The sequence below is a fragment of the Streptomyces sp. NPDC086787 genome, assembly GCF_044745865.1.
In the GTDB taxonomy this organism is placed as follows: domain Bacteria; phylum Actinomycetota; class Actinomycetes; order Streptomycetales; family Streptomycetaceae; genus Streptomyces.
The window spans coordinates 149,269-164,711 of record NZ_JBIVBC010000015.1; the positions used below are offsets into that span (position 1 = coordinate 149,269).

The following is a 15,443-nucleotide window of genomic DNA, read 5'->3' on the forward strand; positions in this document are numbered from 1 at the left end:
CCGCACACGAGGGGCGGCCGTCACGGCCGGTGACGGGCATCACGCCCGAGGGGCGGCGACCGGAACTCCGGTTGCCGCCCCTCGGGGTTCGGGCCGGTCAGGCGGCGAGCCTGGCCAGCGCCGCGTCGATGCGGGCCAGCGTCTTCTCCTTGCCCAGGATCTCCAGGGACTCGAAGAGCGGGAGGCCGACCGTGCGGCCGGTGACGGCCACCCGGACCGGGGCCTGGGCCTTGCCGAGCTTGAGGCCATGCGCCTCGCCCGCGGCCAGGACGGCCTCCTTCAGGGACTCCGCCGACGCCCAGTCGGCCGCGTCGAGCTTCTCGCGGGCGGTGCGCAGCAGCGCGTCGGAGCCCTCCTTCATCGCCTTGGTCCAGCTGGCCTCGTCGTGGACCGGCTCGGACAGGAAGAGGAAGTCGACGTTCTCGGTGATCTCGGAGAGCACCTTGAGACGCGTCTGCGCGTGCGGCGCGACCGCCTGCCACTGGGCCTCGTCGAAGTCCTCCGGCGCCCAGGGGGCGACGGGGGCCTGGAGCCAGGGGCGGCAGCGCTCGGCGAAGGTCTTCACGTCGAGCAGCCGGATGTGGTCGGCGTTGATCGCCTCGGCCTTCTTCAGGTCGAAGCGGGCCGGGTTGGGGTTCACGTCGGCGACGTCGAAGGCCGCGACCATCGCGTCCATCGTGAAGATGTCCTGGTCGGCCGAGAGCGACCAGCCGAGGAGCGAGAGGTAGTTGAGCAGGCCCTCGGGCAGGAAGCCGCGCTCGCGGTAGAGGTTCAGCGAGGACTGCGGGTCGCGCTTGGACAGCTTCTTGTTGCCCTCGCCCATCACGTAGGGCAGATGGCCGAAGGCCGGGACGTCCTTGGCGACGCCGAGTTCGATCAGCGCCTTGTACAGGGCGATCTGGCGCGGGGTGGAGGAGAGCAGGTCCTCGCCGCGCAGGACGTGGGTGATCTCCATCAGCGCGTCGTCGACCGGGTTCACCAGGGTGTACAGCGGGGCGCCGTTGGCGCGGACGATGCCGTAGTCCGGGACGTTCTCCGGGGTGAAGGTCAGCTCGCCGCGGACAAGGTCGGTGAAGGTGATCGTCTCGTCGGGCATACGGAAGCGGACGATGGGCTCGCGGCCCTGCGCACGGTACTCCTCGACCTGCCCGTCGCTCAGGTCGCGGCAGTGGCCGTCGTAGCCGGAGGGCCTGCCGGCGGCGCGGGCGGCCTCGCGGCGGCTGTCCAGCTCCTCCTGGGAGCAGTAGCAGTGGTACGCGTGGCCGCCGTCGAGCAGCTTCCGGGCGACGTCCTGGTAGATGTCCATCCGCTGCGACTGGCGGTACGGCGCGTGCGGGCCGCCGGTCTCGGGGCCCTCGTCGAAGTCGAAGCCCAGCCAGCTCATCGCGTCGAGCAGCTGCTGGTACGACTCCTCGGAGTCGCGGGCGGCGTCGGTGTCCTCGATGCGGAAGACCAGCGTGCCCTGGTGGTGCCGGGCGTACGCCCAGTTGAACAGGGCGGTGCGGACCAGGCCCACGTGGGGGTTACCGGTGGGGGAGGGACAGAAACGCAGGCGAATGTGAGAGCCGGGTGCGCTAGCCACGCTTGACAACCTTGTTGGTGAGAGTGCCGATGCCTTCGATGGTGACGGCGACCTCGTCGCCGACGTGCAGGGGGCCGACCCCAGCGGGTGTGCCGGTGAGGATCACGTCGCCGGGGAGCAGCGTCATGGCCTCGGAGATGTTGACGATCAGGTCCTCGACCGGGTGGCTCATCTCGCTCGTACGGCCCAGCTGGCGCTGTTCGCCGTTGACGGTGAGCTGGATGGTCAGGTCGTTCGCGGTGGCGAGGTCCAGGTCCGTCTCCACCCAGGGGCCGAGCGGGCAGGCGGTGTCGAAGCCCTTGGCCCTGGCCCACTGCTTCTCGCGCCGCTGGACGTCGCGGGCGGTGACGTCGTTGGCGCAGGTGAAGCCGAAGATCACGTCCTTGACCCGGTCGCGCGGCACCTCACGGCACATACGGCCGATGACCACGGCCAGCTCGGCCTCGTGATGGAGCTCCTCGGAGAAGGAGGGGTACTGGATCTCGTCACCGGGGCCGATCACCGAGGTGGACGGCTTGAAGAAGGCGAACGGGGCGTCGGGCACCTCGTTGCCCAGCTCCCTGGCGTGTTCCGGGTAGTTCCGGCCGAAGGCCACGACCTTGTTGGGGAGCACCGGCGGGAGCAGCCTGACCTTGCTCAGCGGCACCTTGATGCCGGAGAGCTCGAAATCCGCGAACGGAATGCCCTTGATGATGTCGAGAACGAGTTCGTCCTGCTTGTCGCCCTCGACGGCGCCGAAGGCGACATTCCCGTCGATGGAGAACCTGGCGATGCGCACGGGATCCTTGCGCCCCTTAACTGAGCTGGAGTCTGACGCTCCAGGCTAACGCGGCAAGGAGGCGGTGCCCCGCCCATCGGGGCCGGGCGTCGGTCGTCCTGAACGCCCGGCAGGCGTGGGCCGTACTACCGCACGGCGGAGGAGGCGAGGGGAGCCTCCATGAGGATGGTGCGCCGGGGGTTGGCGGTCTGGGCGGGAAGATCGATGGAGTGTTCCGGCAGCTCCGCGGTCATCAGCTCGCCGGCGTCGTCGAGGTGCACCAGAGTCGTGCGACGGGGGTTGGCTATGGTGCGGAACATCATCGTCTTCACGGTGGAGAGAGCCCTGTCGTGGTGGTGGGTGGGCACCTCCGCCGGGTTGACAGAAGGCGCCCTCTTGTAAAGCGCCAGGCTAGACAGCGGATTCCCCGCCGGGGTCGTGAACTACCCATGATTAGCGTGTGAGTTTGCTCACGAACATGGGAACAAAATGGTCAATTCAGGCCTACAAATCACCGCAACGAAACGGACATTGGCCCCCTGAAGCCATCATTCCGCTCCTGATCATGGCGACTGGGACACCGTCCGAGCACCCCCTCGTGACCCTTCACTCGCACGGTTAAGTCCGGTATGTACGAGATCATATTCCACGTCTCGTGACACGTCCCTCACATACCGTCACTCAGGTCACAGCTCGGTCCACGGGCCTTGTTGGAGATCCGGCACTGTGCTGGAATTCCACGGACCGCCGCGGGAACGAGCCGGGGCGCAACGGCGCAACGCAGCGCCGAGTGGCGGCCGAGCAGGGGGGAGCCGGCGCCGGTCTCAAGTAACACCCAGGGGCGCGTATTCAGGACGCTCCCCAAAACGCCGACACCGTGTCCCTCCGTTCCTGCGGAGGGGTGCCTGGTCCAGAGGTTGCGACGCTAGTGCAGGGACGTTTCAAGAGGAATGGCAGCGCTTCGGCCGAGCCGGAGCCGCACGGCGGGACCGACCGCGGTTCCTCGCCCCAGCACGCCCAGAACCCAGGCCCGGCCACGGCCGGCGACAGCGGCGAGCGCTCCGGGCGTCCCGGCGCGGTCGGAGCGGTCGGAGCGGCCGGACCGGCGAACCCGGAACCCGAGGTGAAGCCCGCCGCCGGCCCGACCGGCACCGGCTCGCGCCTGGCACTGCGCAACTGGCGCATCTCCACGCGCCTGGTGTCGCTGCTCGCGCTGCCGGTCGTCGCGGCCACCTCGCTGGGCGCGCTGCGCATCGGCGACAACCTGGACGACATCCAGCAGCTCGACAACATGAAGCTGCTGACGGACATCACCAAGCAGGCCACCGAGCTGGCCGCCGCACTCCAGGAGGAGCGCGACCAGTCCGCCGGTCCCCTGTCGCACGGCCTGAAGGCGACCGACTACACGGTCAAGGGCTACCAGGACAAGACCGACCGCGCCTCCCAGAACTTCAAGGACACCTCCGAGGCGATCACCGAAGCCGGCAAGGACGGCCAGCTCCGCGGCGTCCGCGCCAGCATCGTCGGCATCAGCGCCCAGCTGGAGCGGCTGGCGAAGATCCGCAAGTCCGCGTACCAGTCCACGAACAACTCGACGCAGACCGTCGACGAGTACCACCGCCTGATCACCCAGCTGATCGACCTCTCGCAGGACATGGCGGAGGCGTCCAGCAACCCGGAGATGATCCAGCGCACCCGCGCCCTGGCGGCGTTCTCCACCGCCAAGGAGTGGGCGTCCGTGCAGCGCGCCGTGATCGCCGCGGCCCTGCCCGACAACAACACCGAGGCCGGCAGGCTCTCCGAGAACGACCGCCTCTACGCGAACTCGGCGCTCGACAGCCAGGACTCCGAGGTCGCCATCTTCAAGCAGATCTACAGCGGCAACGCCGCGGAGCTGCTCGACCCCATCGCCAGCGGCAATCCGACCATCACGGCCTCGGACACGTACGCCAGGCGAAGCCTCGCCGCCACGAACGGCATCAAGGACCAGCCGAAGCGTTCCTACCGCGACTGGGTGGACGACAGCTCGACCAAGATCGAGCAGATGAAGAAGATCGAGCACACGCTGCTCGAGGACATGGAGCAGAAGGCCCGCGAGCTGCGCAACGCCACCGAGCGCGACGCGATCATCTCCGGTGCGCTGATCCTCCTCGTCCTCGGCGTGTCGCTGGTCGGCGCCTTCGTCGTGGCCCGCTCCATGATCCGCTCGCTGCGCCGCCTCCAGGACACCGCCACCAAGGTCGCCCAGGACCGTCTGCCCGAGCTGGTCAAGCAGCTGTCCGAGTCCGACCCGCAGGACGTGGACACGTCCGTGGAGTCGGTCGGTGTGCACTCCCGGGACGAGATCGGCAAGGTGGCCGCGGCCTTCGACGACGTGCACCGCGAGGCGGTCCGCCTCGCCGCCGAGCAGGCCCTGCTGCGGGGCAACGTCAACGCGATGTTCACCAACCTCTCGCGCCGCTCCCAGGGCCTCATCCAGCGTCAGCTGTCGCTCATCTCCGAACTGGAGTCCCGCGAGGCCGACCCGGACCAGCTGTCCTCCCTCTTCAAGCTCGACCACCTCGCCACCCGTATGCGCCGAAACGGTGAGAACCTTCTCGTCCTCGCGGGTGAGGAGCCCGGTCGCCGGTGGACCCGCCCGGTCCCGCTGGTCGACGTGCTCCGCGCCGCCGCGTCCGAGGTGGAGCAGTACGAGCGCATCGAGCTGGCCTCCGTGCCGACCACCGAGGTCGCCGGCCGCGTGGTCAACGACCTCGTGCACCTGCTCGCCGAGCTGCTGGAGAACGCCACCTCCTTCTCCTCGCCGCAGACCAAGGTCAAGGTCACCGGTCACGCGCTGCCCGACGGCCGGGTGCTGATCGAGATCCACGACACCGGTATCGGCCTCTCCCCCGAGGACCTCGCGGCGATCAACGAGCGGCTCGCCTCGCCGCCCACCGTGGACGTGTCGGTGTCCCGCCGCATGGGTCTGTTCGTGGTCGGCCGGCTGTCCCAGCGGCACGGCATCCGCATCCAGCTCCGCCCCTCCGACTCCGGTGGTACGACCGCGCTGGTCATGCTGCCCGTGGACGTCGCCCAGGGCGGCAAGAAGCCCGCCCCGGGCAAGCCCGGCCCCTCCCTGCCGACCGGCGGCCCGGCCGCCGCGCAGGCCGCGGCCGGTGCGGCTGCGGCCCGCCAGTCCGGCGGCCAGGGCGGTGGCGCGTTCGGCGGCGGTGCCTTCGGCGGCGCCCCGGCCGGCGGATCGGCGTCCGGCGGACGTCTCGGCGCGGCCGCCGGTGCGCGCGGCCAGGTCGGCGCCGGCCAGGGCCCGCGGGCCGCACTGCCCGGCACCGGCCAGGGCGGACCCCGTGGCCCGCAGCAGCCGGGCCCCACGACGAACCAGCAGGGCCCCACGACGAACCAGCAAGGTCGGCCCGCTCCGGCCGGCGCGGGTGCCGGTATGTTCGGCGGCGGGCAGACGCCGGCCGCTCCGCAGGACCTTCAGGCCGCGGGTACGGCCGCACCGCAGCAGGACCTGTTCGGCGGCCGCGGCCCCGTGACCGCGAAGCGCGGCGACAACGCCTCCGGCCAGGGCCGCCGGCCGCAGCTCCCGCCGCGTGGCGGGGCCCGGCCCGAGCTGCCCGGTGGCCCCAGCCAGCAGCAGCCCAACCCGGGCTGGCACGACGACCAGGCGCGCCCGCAGGGGTCCCGCGCCTCGCTGGACACCCCGCGCGGCCACGACGAGCCGGACACGGCGCAGACCGCGCCCATGCCGCGCATCGAGGACCGGCCGGACGCGACGGCCCAGCGGCCGGCGATACCCCGGGCGCAGGCCCAGGGCCCCGGCAACACCGGCGAGTTCCCCCGTCCTGACCTGGGCGGTGCCAACGGTGGCGCCAACGGCGCCCAGAACAACACCGGCCAGAACACGGGCCAGTTCGCCCGCCCCGGCACGAACAGCCAGCAGAACACCGGCTCGTTCGTCCGCTCCGACGTCTACGGCACCCCGGGCGGGCAGCAGAACGGTTCCACCACGGGCCAGTTCGCCGCCCCGCAGGCCTACGACAACGGCTCCACCGGCCAGTTCACGACGCCGGGTTACGACAACGGCTCCGGCAACACCGGGCAGCACTCCCTGCCGGGACGCCAGCAGGGTCCGCAGCACGACGCCCAGCAGACGGGCCAGTTCGAGCGGACGCAGGCGGGCGGGTACGGCGCCGCGGAGATGCCGCGCATCCCGGCCCCGCAGCAGCCACAGCAGCAGGCGCAGCAGCCGCAACAGCAGCAGCGACCGGTGCGTCAGGAGCCCGAGGCGCTGCCGCCGGCGACCAGCCCGGGCGACGGCCGTACCCCGCTGTACGACACCCTGGAGACCAACTGGTTCCACGGCGCCCAGCAGGAGCACGGTCAGCAGGGGCAGGCCCAGCAAGGCCACAGCCAGCAGGGCCACGGCCAGCAGGAGCGGCAGCCGCAGAACAACGGCACGGCTCCGGTCCCGGCGCAGCCGCAGGCTCCCGCACCGGCCCCCGCCGCCCCTCCGGCGGCCCCCGAGCGTCCCGCCGCAAGCTCCTGGCGCAGCTCGCCGAACGATGAACTCGTCCGGCAGGCCGAGCGCGTGAGGCAGCCTGCCGCGGGCGGTGTCACCACCTCCGGCCTGCCGCGCCGGGTGCCCCGGGCGAACCTCGTCCCGGGCACGGCTCAGCAGCAACAGCACCAAGCAGGTCCGCAGGTCTCGCGTGCGCCTGACGACGTACGCGGCCGGCTGACCAATCTCCGTCGGGGCATCGCTCAGGGTCGGCAGGCCGGCAACGGTCCGCAGACCGGGAGTTACCCGAGCCCCACTCACCAGCAGGAGCGTTAGTTGAGCCCGATGAGCCAGGCGGCACAGAACCTCAACTGGTTGATCACCAACTTCGTGGACAACACCCCTGGTGTGTCCCACACCGTCGTCGTGTCCGCCGACGGTCTCCTTCTGGCGATGTCGGAAGGGTTCCCGCGGGACCGCGCCGACCAGCTGGCGGCCGTCGCGTCCGGCCTCACCTCGCTGACCGCCGGGGCCTCCCGGATCTTCGAGGGCGGCAATGTGGCGCAGACGGTCGTGGAGATGGAGCGCGGCTTCCTCTTCCTCATGTCCATCTCGGACGGCTCGTCCCTGGCCGTGCTGGCTCACCCCGAGTGCGACATCGGCCTCGTCGGCTACGAGATGGCCCTGCTCGTCGACCGTGCCGGGGCGGTCCTCACGCCCGACCTGCGCGCCGAACTCCAGGGCAGTCTGCTCCACTGACCGACCCCGGCACCACCCGTCTCACCAAACCACCGTCCGGCCGCCACAATCCCCCCACCGGCCCCATCTGACGGCAAGACTGACCGACCTGCTGTCCAGCCCGGAGGATTCATGACCCCGCCCACCGCCTCTCATGATCCGTACGCGGAGCCGTACGGGGACGAGGGCGACCAGCCGCTGGTACGTCCGTACGCGATGACCGGCGGCCGGACCCGGCCGCGCTATCAGCTCGCCATAGAGGCGCTGATCAGCACCACGGCCGACCCGGCAGCGCTCATGGGGCTGCTCCCGGAACACCAGCGCATCTGCCATCTGTGCCGTGAGGTGAAGTCCGTCGCGGAGGTGTCGGCGCTGCTCGCCATGCCGCTCGGTGTGGCCCGGATCCTGGTCGCCGACCTCGCCGAGGCCGGCCTGGTCGCCATCCACCAGCCGGGTGGCGACGAGAACAACGGCGGCGCACCTGACGTGACGCTGCTCGAAAGGGTGCTCAGTGGACTTCGCAAGCTCTGACGCGGGCCGGGCCACCACGTCCGCGAAGATCGTGGTGGCGGGCGGCTTCGGCGTGGGCAAGACCACGTTCGTGGGCGCCGTCTCGGAGATCAACCCGCTGCGCACAGAGGCCGTCATGACGTCAGCTTCGGCGGGCATCGACGACCTCACCCACACCGGGGACAAGACGACCACCACGGTCGCCATGGACTTCGGCCGCATCACCCTGGACCAGGACCTCATCCTGTACCTGTTCGGCACGCCCGGCCAGGACCGCTTCTGGTTCATGTGGGACGACCTGGTACGCGGCGCCATCGGCGCCGTCGTCCTGGTCGACACCCGCCGCCTCGCCGACTGCTTCCCCGCCGTCGACTACTTCGAGAACAGCGGCCTGCCGTTCGTCGTCGCGCTCAACGGCTTCGACGGACAGCAGCCGTACCAGCCCGAAGAGGTGCGCGAGGCCCTCCAGATAGGACCGGACACCCCGATCATCACGACGGATGCCCGGCACCGCTCGGACGCGAAGTCGGCGCTGATCACGCTGGTCGAGCACGCACTGATGGCACGGTTGCGCTAGTACATAAGTGTGGAGCGCGATACGGCAGTTGTCGTATACGTTTACGGAGCCGGCTGTGGCCTTGGACACGGCCGGCTTCGGTGTTCATAACGTTTCAGCAGAGAGTTCGGCCGACCTCACCACGCGTCGCTGTCACGTGGTGCCCCTGTGCTCACGAAGGCCCCGCCTTTTGACGCGCCTCGCTCTTTATGACCGATTTATCTGTGGCGGCCAGCGGCCCTTCTCCGGCATTCGCACTGTTTGGAAGTGCGCTGGTCGTCGTGCTGGAATGCCTGAACTACCCAATAGTCAAAGACGTAAGTAACTGTCGATGACACACCGGGCTCTGAGAGACTGCGGCACGACGTAAGGTGCCCGCCGCCGAGAGGTTGTTGGTCGAGTGAGGCGAAGCAAGAACGGTCCCGAGCCGTCGGCCCGGGGCAACTTCACCCCGCCGCCGCGCGCTGCGGCGCCCTCCCCCGTACCCGGCTCGGAGCCGGCGGCCGCCCCCGCGCCGAGCGGGAGCCGGTTCTCCCCGCGCAACTGGCGGGTCCCGGCGAGGCTGAACGCGATCCTGCTCATACCCGTGCTGGTCGGCCTCGTGATGGGCGGCTTCCAGGTGAAGGGCTCGATCGACACCTGGCAGGAAGCCCGGGACGCCGAGAACACCGCCCGCCTGGTGCGTGCCGCCCTCAACTACGCCGACGCCCTCTACAACGAGCGTGACGTCACGGCCGCTCCCCTCCTCCAGGGCAAGGGCCAGGACAACGGCGACGTCGTGGCCGCCCGCAAGCTCACCGACAAGGCTTCCGCCGGGTTCGAGGAGGCGGCGAAGGACATGCCGCAGACCTCGGGCCTGAAGCGTCGGCTGGACCTGGTCCACGACGCGGAGCCGCAGCTCGAGACGCTGCGCACGGCGGCCTACACCACCAAGCTGACCGGCGTGAAGACCGAGGAGGGCTACGTCGCGGTCGCCCACCCCCTGATGGAGTTCGCCAACGAGCTCGGTCTGGGTACCGGCAACATCACGTCCTACGGCCGTACCGTCTACGCCATCTCGCTGACCAAGGCCGCCACGTCGCTGGAGCGGTCGATCGGCATGCACCTGCTGGTCAAGCCCGGTCCGGACCAGCCGAACCTGGCGACCCAGCGGGTCTCCCTCTCCTCGTACGCCTACCTCGAGGGCATTGCCATCGAGGAGTACAAGGGCGGTGGCACCACCGCCGACGCGCGGAAGCTCGTCGAGGCCATCAGCAAGATCAAGTCCGACGGCAAGGACCTGATCGAGCAGGCCAAGGGCAAGAACCCGGACTACGTGGCCCCGCCGTCCGACCCGACCAAAATGGTCGTGGCCCTGTCCACGCTGAGCGACACCAGCAACTCCACGCGTGCCGACCTCGCCGCGAAGGGCATCACCGCGCAGAACTGGTGGGCGTTCAACACGCTCAAGTACAACGCCTACCGCCAGCTCGAGTTCGACCTCGCGGACAAGGCGGTGAACGAGGCCTCCGACATCGCCGACGACGCCAAGACCTCGGCGTTCATCACCGGTGCGGTCGTCGTGATCGCCCTGCTCGCCGCGTTCATCCTGGCCGGTCTGGTCGCCCGCCAGATGAGCCGCCAGATGCGCCAGCTGCGCAACGCCGCGTTCGGCATCGCCGAGCAGCGCCTGCCGATGCTGGTCGACCAGCTCTCCCGTACCGACCCCGGCCGGGTCGACACCCGCGTGGCGCCGATCCCGATCACCACCACGGACGAGATCGGCGAGGTCGCCCGCGCCTTCGACCAGGTCCACCGCGAGGCGGTCCGGCTCGCCGCCGAGCAGGCTCTGCTCCGGGGCAACATCAACGCGATCTTCACCAACCTGTCGCGCCGCAACCAGTCGCTGATCGAGGGCCAGCTGACCCTGATCACCGACCTGGAGAACAACGAGGCCGACCCGGACCAGCTGGAGAACCTCTTCCGCCTGGACCACCTCGCCACCCGTATGCGCCGCAACGGCGAGAACCTCCTGGTCCTCGCCGGTGAGGAGCCCGGCCGCCGCTGGGACCAGCCGGTACCGCTGGTCGACGTGCTGCGCGCCGCCTCCTCCGAGGTGGAGCAGTACGAGCGCATCGAGCTCTCCGGCGTTCCGGAGGCCGAGATCCACGGCCGCGCCGTGACCGACCTCGTGCACCTGCTGGCCGAGCTGCTGGAGAACGCCACGACGTTCTCCTCCCCGCAGACCAAGGTGCGCGTCACCGCGACCCGTCTCCCCGACGGCCGCGTCATGATCGAGATCCACGACAAGGGCATCGGTCTGACGGCCGAGGACTTCGCGGACATCAACCACAAGCTCGCCAACCCGCCCACGGTGGACGCGGCGATATCCCAGCGCATGGGCCTGTTCGTGGTCGGCCGACTGTCGGACCGGCACGGCATCCGCGTCCAGCTGCGCCCCTCGGGCGAGCAGGCCGGCACCACCTCGCTGGTCATGCTGCCGGACGCGATCACGCACGGTGGCGGTGGCGAGCAGCAGCTGGACCGTGAGGAGTTCACGGTCTCCCAGATCATCCCGGAGCAGCAGTTCCAGGGTGAGAGCTTCGCCCTTCAGCAGCAGCAGCCGCCGATGCGTACCGCGGCCGAGCTGGGCTTCGACGACAGCCGGTACACCGAGGTCCCCGACGACATCCGTGAGCTGGACCCGGTGGGTCGCTCGCTGATGCGCGAGGAGCGCCGGGCGGCCCTGGAGGCCCAGGCCCACGGGCAGGAGGGCGTCGAGGCGTCCGAGAATCCGGCGTACGGCGACGGGTTCGACACCCGTCAGGGCTACGACGCCGGACCCACGGGGTACCAGGAGCAGCCGTCGGCGTACGACACCCAGTCGTCGTACGAGGGTCACCAGCAGTCGGCGTACGACGGACAGCAGCAGTCGGCGTACGACGAGCAGTACTTCGCGCCGAACGGCGGCCTGTCGCAGAACGACACGTTCTCCGCGGGCGCGGGTTACCCGGAGTCCACCTATGCGGAATCCGCCCAGGAGGCTCCCGCCCCGACGCACAACGGTGCCTCCGAGGCGTACCAGGCCTACGAGCAGCCGTCCCACCAGGACGACTGGCCGCAGCAGGACACCTACCGGAACGGGTACTCCCCCCAGTACGCTCCCGAAGCGGAATCCGCGCAGGCCCGTGACGTGGGCGAGCCGGACCGCGTAGGCTTCGACCGTCCGGGACCGGCTTCCAGCGCCCCGCACCAGCTGACCGACGCCGGGCTGCCCCGCCGCGGATCCACCGCGAACGGCACCAACGGCTCGAACGGTGTGGCGCGCGGCCGCCAGGAACCGCCGGCTTCCGCACCGGAGAGCAACGGCGACAGCAGCTGGCGTTCGGCCAACGACGAGCGCTGGCAGCAGGCGTCGCAGCTTCGCAAGCCCAAGGCGGGCGGAGTCACCTCCTCCGGCCTGCCGCGCCGGGTACCCAAGGCCAACCTGGTCGAGGGCACGGCGGAGAGCACCCCCCAGGGCGGACCCCAGGTCTCCCGTGCCCCGGAGGACGTCCGGGGCAGGCTGAGCAACCTGCGTCGAGGCGTCCAGCGCGGACGCAGCGCAGGCAGTGAAACGAACGGCCAGGGCTTCGGCCCTGACAGCACCTACAACCAGGAGCGTTAGTGTGAGCCCGATGAGCCAGGCGGCGCAGAACCTCAACTGGTTGATCACCAACTTCGTGGACAACACCCCTGGTGTGTCCCACACGGTGGTGGTCTCCGCCGACGGACTCCTTCTGGCTATGTCCGAAGGCTTCCCCCGCGACCGCGCCGACCAGCTCGCGGCCGTCGCCTCCGGTCTGACGTCTCTGACGGCAGGCGCCTCCCGGATCTTCGAGGGGGGCAGCGTGAACCAGACGGTTGTGGAGATGGAACGGGGATTCCTCTTCCTCATGTCCATCTCCGACGGTTCCTCGCTGGCGGTCCTGGCGCACCCGGAGGCGGACATCGGCCTCGTTGGGTACGAAATGGCACTCCTGGTCGACCGCGCGGGCACGGTCCTCACTCCGGACCTGCGTGCGGAACTCCAGGGAAGCCTTCTCAACTAACAGACAGACGGTGCGGTTTCGCGTCCCGGGGCCTTAAGGTTTCGGGACGCGGCTCCACAGGGATGGGTGCCCGGCAGGGTCGGAGGAGGAGAAAAAGTGGACACACCCCCAGGCGGTTCGAGTTCGGGCAACTGGTCGTACGGCCCTGCCCAGGGTCAGGGCGACGGCTCGAACCGGTACAACTTCCCCTCCGCCCCGAGCCACCGGCAGCCGTACTCGCCGCAGGGTCCCGGACCCTCGCCGTACGACCAGCCGTCGGCGCCGCGCATCCAGCCGGTGCAGCCCCAGCGTCGTCCTGAGCCGGCGCCCGCCGCGTCGCACAACCCCCTGGTGCGTCCGTACGCCATGACAGGTGGCCGGACCCGCCCGCGGTACCAGCTCGCCATCGAGGCGCTGGTGCACACCACCGCGCAGCCGCACCAGATGCAGGGCCAGCTGCCCGAGCATCAGCGGATCTGCAACCTCTGCCGGGAGATCAAGTCGGTCGCCGAGATCTCGGCACTGCTGACCATTCCTCTCGGCGTGGCCAGGATCCTCGTCGCCGACTTGGCGGAGGCGGGCCTGGTCGCCATCCATCAGCCCGGCGGCGACGAGAACGCCGGCGGCCAGCCAGACGTGACACTGCTCGAAAGGGTGCTCAGTGGACTTCGCAAGCTCTAGCGGCGGTCCTTCCCGCTCCACCACGTCCGCGAAGATCGTGGTGGCGGGCGGCTTCGGCGTGGGCAAGACCACGTTCGTGGGCGCCGTCTCGGAGATCAACCCGCTGCGCACAGAGGCCGTCATGACGTCAGCTTCGGCGGGCATCGACGACCTCACCCACACCGGGGACAAGACGACCACCACGGTCGCCATGGACTTCGGCCGCATCACCCTGGACCAGGACCTCATCCTGTACCTGTTCGGCACGCCCGGCCAGGACCGCTTCTGGTTCATGTGGGACGACCTGGTACGCGGCGCCATCGGCGCGATCGTCCTGGTCGACACCCGCCGCCTCGCCGACTGCTTCCCCGCCGTCGACTACTTCGAGAACAGCGGCCTGCCGTTCGTGATCGCCCTCAACGGCTTCGACGGCAACCAGCCGTACAACCCGGACGAGGTCCGCGAGGCCCTCCAGATCGGCCCCGACACGCCGATCATCACCACGGACGCCCGGCACCGCGCCGACGCGAAGTCGGCGCTGATCACGCTGGTCGAGCACGCGCTGATGGCGCGGCTGCGCTAGCGGGAGCCATACGCGTGGAAAGGGGCGCCCTTCGGTCGGAAGGGCGCCCCTTCCAGTCGCATTCGGCCAAACTTCGGTCGTAGTGGGGGCGCACACGAGGCGTATCCAAGCACGTGTCTGTCACACCTCCAGTACAAGCCCACCGCAACCGGGCACACTTTCAGGGCGATACGGGCGCGCTTGTCTCGCACTCGGGCACGTTACCTGCGGTAATGCCGGTTCACACCCGTCATACCGGGCATGTGGCCGCACCGAAACGGGCGCATGTCCCCCGCCTCCGGGCACGCCGAAGGGCCCCTCTGTTTCCAGAGGGGCCCTTCGAGTCGTACGGGTTCCGGCTCAGTGCCAGCTGTGCGGGGCGCGGAAGCCGGGTTCACGTTCCAGGCGGCGCCAGCCTGCCTTGGCGCGGCCGCGGTGGGCCGGCGTCGGCTCCGAGCCGCGGACGGCGGCACGGGCGAGCAGGACCGCCGTGATGGCGGCGACCTCCTCGGGCTCGGCGTGGCCCTTCTCGACGCGGATGTCAGCGTTGTCCATGGGTGTCAGTCTCCGTGAGAGAGGTTTCCGCGGGGTTACTGCGGGGGGTTGCCGTGCTTGCGGGACGGCAGATCGGCGTGCTTGGAGTGCAGCATCGCCAGCGACTTGATGAGCACCTCGCGGGTCTCGGCGGGATCGACCACGTCGTCGACAAGACCCCGCTCGGCCGCGTAGTACGGGTGCATCAGCTCGGCCTTGTACTCCTTGACCATCTTCTGCCGCGTCGCCTCGGGGTCCTCGGCCTCGGCGATCTGACGGCGGAAGATGACGTTGGCCGCACCTTCCGCACCCATGACGGCGATCTCGTTGGTGGGCCAGGCGTAGGTCAGGTCGGCACCGATGGACTGGCTGTCCATCACGATGTAGGCACCGCCGTAGGCCTTGCGCAGGATGAGCGAGATCCTCGGAACGGTCGCGTTGCAATAGGCGTAGAGCAGCTTGGCGCCGTGCCGGATGATTCCGCCGTGTTCCTGGTCGACGCCGGGGAGGAACCCCGGTACGTCCAGGAACGTGATGATCGGGATATTGAAAGCGTCACACATCTGGACGAAACGCGCAGCTTTTTCACTCGCCTCGATGTCCAGGACACCCGCGAGGACCTGCGGCTGGTTGGCGATGATGCCGACGACCTGGCCGTCGAGCCGGGCCAGCGCGCAGATGATGTTGCGGGCCCAGCGCTCGTGGACCTCGAGGTACTCGCCGTCGTCGACGATCTCCTCGATGACCTTGGTCATGTCGTAGGGCCGGTTCCCGTCGACCGGGACCAGGTCGAGCAGGGCGTCACCGCGCCGGTCGGCGGGGTCGGAGGCCTCCGCCCGGGGCGGGTTCTCGCGGTTGTTCTGCGGCAGCAGCGACATCAGGTACCGCACCTCGGAGATGCAGGTCTCCTCGTCGTCGTAGGCGAAGTGGCACACCCCGGAGGTCTCGGCGTGCACGTCGGCGCCGCCGAGGCCGTTCTGGGTGATCTCCT

The 15,443-nt window shown here is 69.8% G+C and carries 13 protein-coding genes; 8 read left to right on the forward strand and 5 right to left on the reverse strand.

All coding sequences use genetic code 11. The features are described from left to right. Nucleotides 1-97 precede the first annotated feature (97 nt). The 3 genes from gltX to ACIPK3_RS28260 form a co-directional block, all read right to left on the reverse strand. Nucleotides 98-1,582 (reverse strand): glutamate--tRNA ligase, encoded by a 1,485-nt coding sequence (gltX, locus tag ACIPK3_RS28250; protein ID WP_402574106.1) that lies wholly within the window; start codon nt 1,580-1,582, stop codon nt 98-100. Then, nucleotides 1,575-2,360, reverse strand: a complete 786-nt coding sequence (locus tag ACIPK3_RS28255; RefSeq protein ID WP_402574107.1) for a fumarylacetoacetate hydrolase family protein — start codon at nt 2,358-2,360, stop codon at nt 1,575-1,577. The genes gltX and ACIPK3_RS28255 overlap by 8 nt, the downstream gene beginning before the upstream one ends. A 125-nt stretch (nt 2,361-2,485) precedes the next feature. Then, entirely contained in the window at nt 2,486-2,707 is a 222-nt protein-coding gene (locus ACIPK3_RS28260; RefSeq protein ID WP_402574129.1) for a hypothetical protein, read from the reverse strand. 560 nt (nt 2,708-3,267) lie between these two features. Between ACIPK3_RS28260 and ACIPK3_RS28265 the strand changes: the two genes are divergently transcribed. The 8 genes from ACIPK3_RS28265 to ACIPK3_RS28300 all read left to right on the forward strand — a co-directional run bounded on the left by ACIPK3_RS28265 (nt 3,268) and on the right by ACIPK3_RS28300 (nt 13,939). After that, the gene (locus ACIPK3_RS28265) at nt 3,268-7,179 is read left to right on the forward strand and encodes a nitrate- and nitrite sensing domain-containing protein (protein ID WP_402574108.1); all 3,912 of its coding nucleotides are present in this window, start codon (nt 3,268-3,270) and stop codon (nt 7,177-7,179) included. 9 nt (nt 7,180-7,188) lie between these two features. Then, on the forward strand, nt 7,189-7,602 hold the full coding sequence (locus tag ACIPK3_RS28270; RefSeq protein ID WP_030382516.1) for a roadblock/LC7 domain-containing protein: 414 nt from the start codon (nt 7,189-7,191) through the stop codon (nt 7,600-7,602). A 111-nt stretch (nt 7,603-7,713) separates the two neighbouring features. After that, nucleotides 7,714-8,112: a DUF742 domain-containing protein gene (locus ACIPK3_RS28275; protein ID WP_019058642.1), complete on the forward strand. Its 399-nt coding sequence runs from the start codon at nt 7,714-7,716 to the stop codon at nt 8,110-8,112. After that, complete coding sequence (locus ACIPK3_RS28280) at nt 8,093-8,668, forward strand: ATP/GTP-binding protein (protein ID WP_073889865.1); 576 nt, start codon at nt 8,093-8,095, stop codon at nt 8,666-8,668. The genes ACIPK3_RS28275 and ACIPK3_RS28280 overlap by 20 nt, the downstream gene beginning before the upstream one ends. Nucleotides 8,669-9,047: 379 nt before the next feature. Further along, nucleotides 9,048-12,293, forward strand: coding sequence for a nitrate- and nitrite sensing domain-containing protein (locus ACIPK3_RS28285; RefSeq protein WP_402574111.1), 3,246 nt, complete (start codon nt 9,048-9,050; stop codon nt 12,291-12,293). Between the two features lie 10 nt (nt 12,294-12,303). Beyond that, complete coding sequence (locus ACIPK3_RS28290; protein ID WP_100595178.1) at nt 12,304-12,717, forward strand: roadblock/LC7 domain-containing protein; 414 nt, start codon at nt 12,304-12,306, stop codon at nt 12,715-12,717. Nucleotides 12,718-12,813: 96 nt separating this feature from the next. Continuing rightward, complete coding sequence (locus ACIPK3_RS28295) at nt 12,814-13,377, forward strand: DUF742 domain-containing protein (protein WP_402574113.1); 564 nt, start codon at nt 12,814-12,816, stop codon at nt 13,375-13,377. Next, nucleotides 13,358-13,939, forward strand: coding sequence for an ATP/GTP-binding protein (locus tag ACIPK3_RS28300; RefSeq protein ID WP_026248371.1), 582 nt, complete (start codon nt 13,358-13,360; stop codon nt 13,937-13,939). The genes ACIPK3_RS28295 and ACIPK3_RS28300 overlap by 20 nt, the downstream gene beginning before the upstream one ends. Before the next feature lie 339 nt (nt 13,940-14,278). Here ACIPK3_RS28300 and ACIPK3_RS28305 read toward each other — a convergent pair whose 3' ends face one another. Together ACIPK3_RS28305 and ACIPK3_RS28310 are read right to left on the reverse strand one after the other, a co-directional pair. Then, the gene (locus ACIPK3_RS28305; protein ID WP_402574114.1) at nt 14,279-14,473 is read right to left on the reverse strand and encodes an acyl-CoA carboxylase subunit epsilon; all 195 of its coding nucleotides are present in this window, start codon (nt 14,471-14,473) and stop codon (nt 14,279-14,281) included. A gap of 35 nt (nt 14,474-14,508) precedes the next feature. Further along, a partial coding sequence (locus ACIPK3_RS28310) for an acyl-CoA carboxylase subunit beta (RefSeq protein ID WP_402574116.1) occupies nt 14,509-15,443 on the reverse strand: 935 nt, incomplete at its 5' end.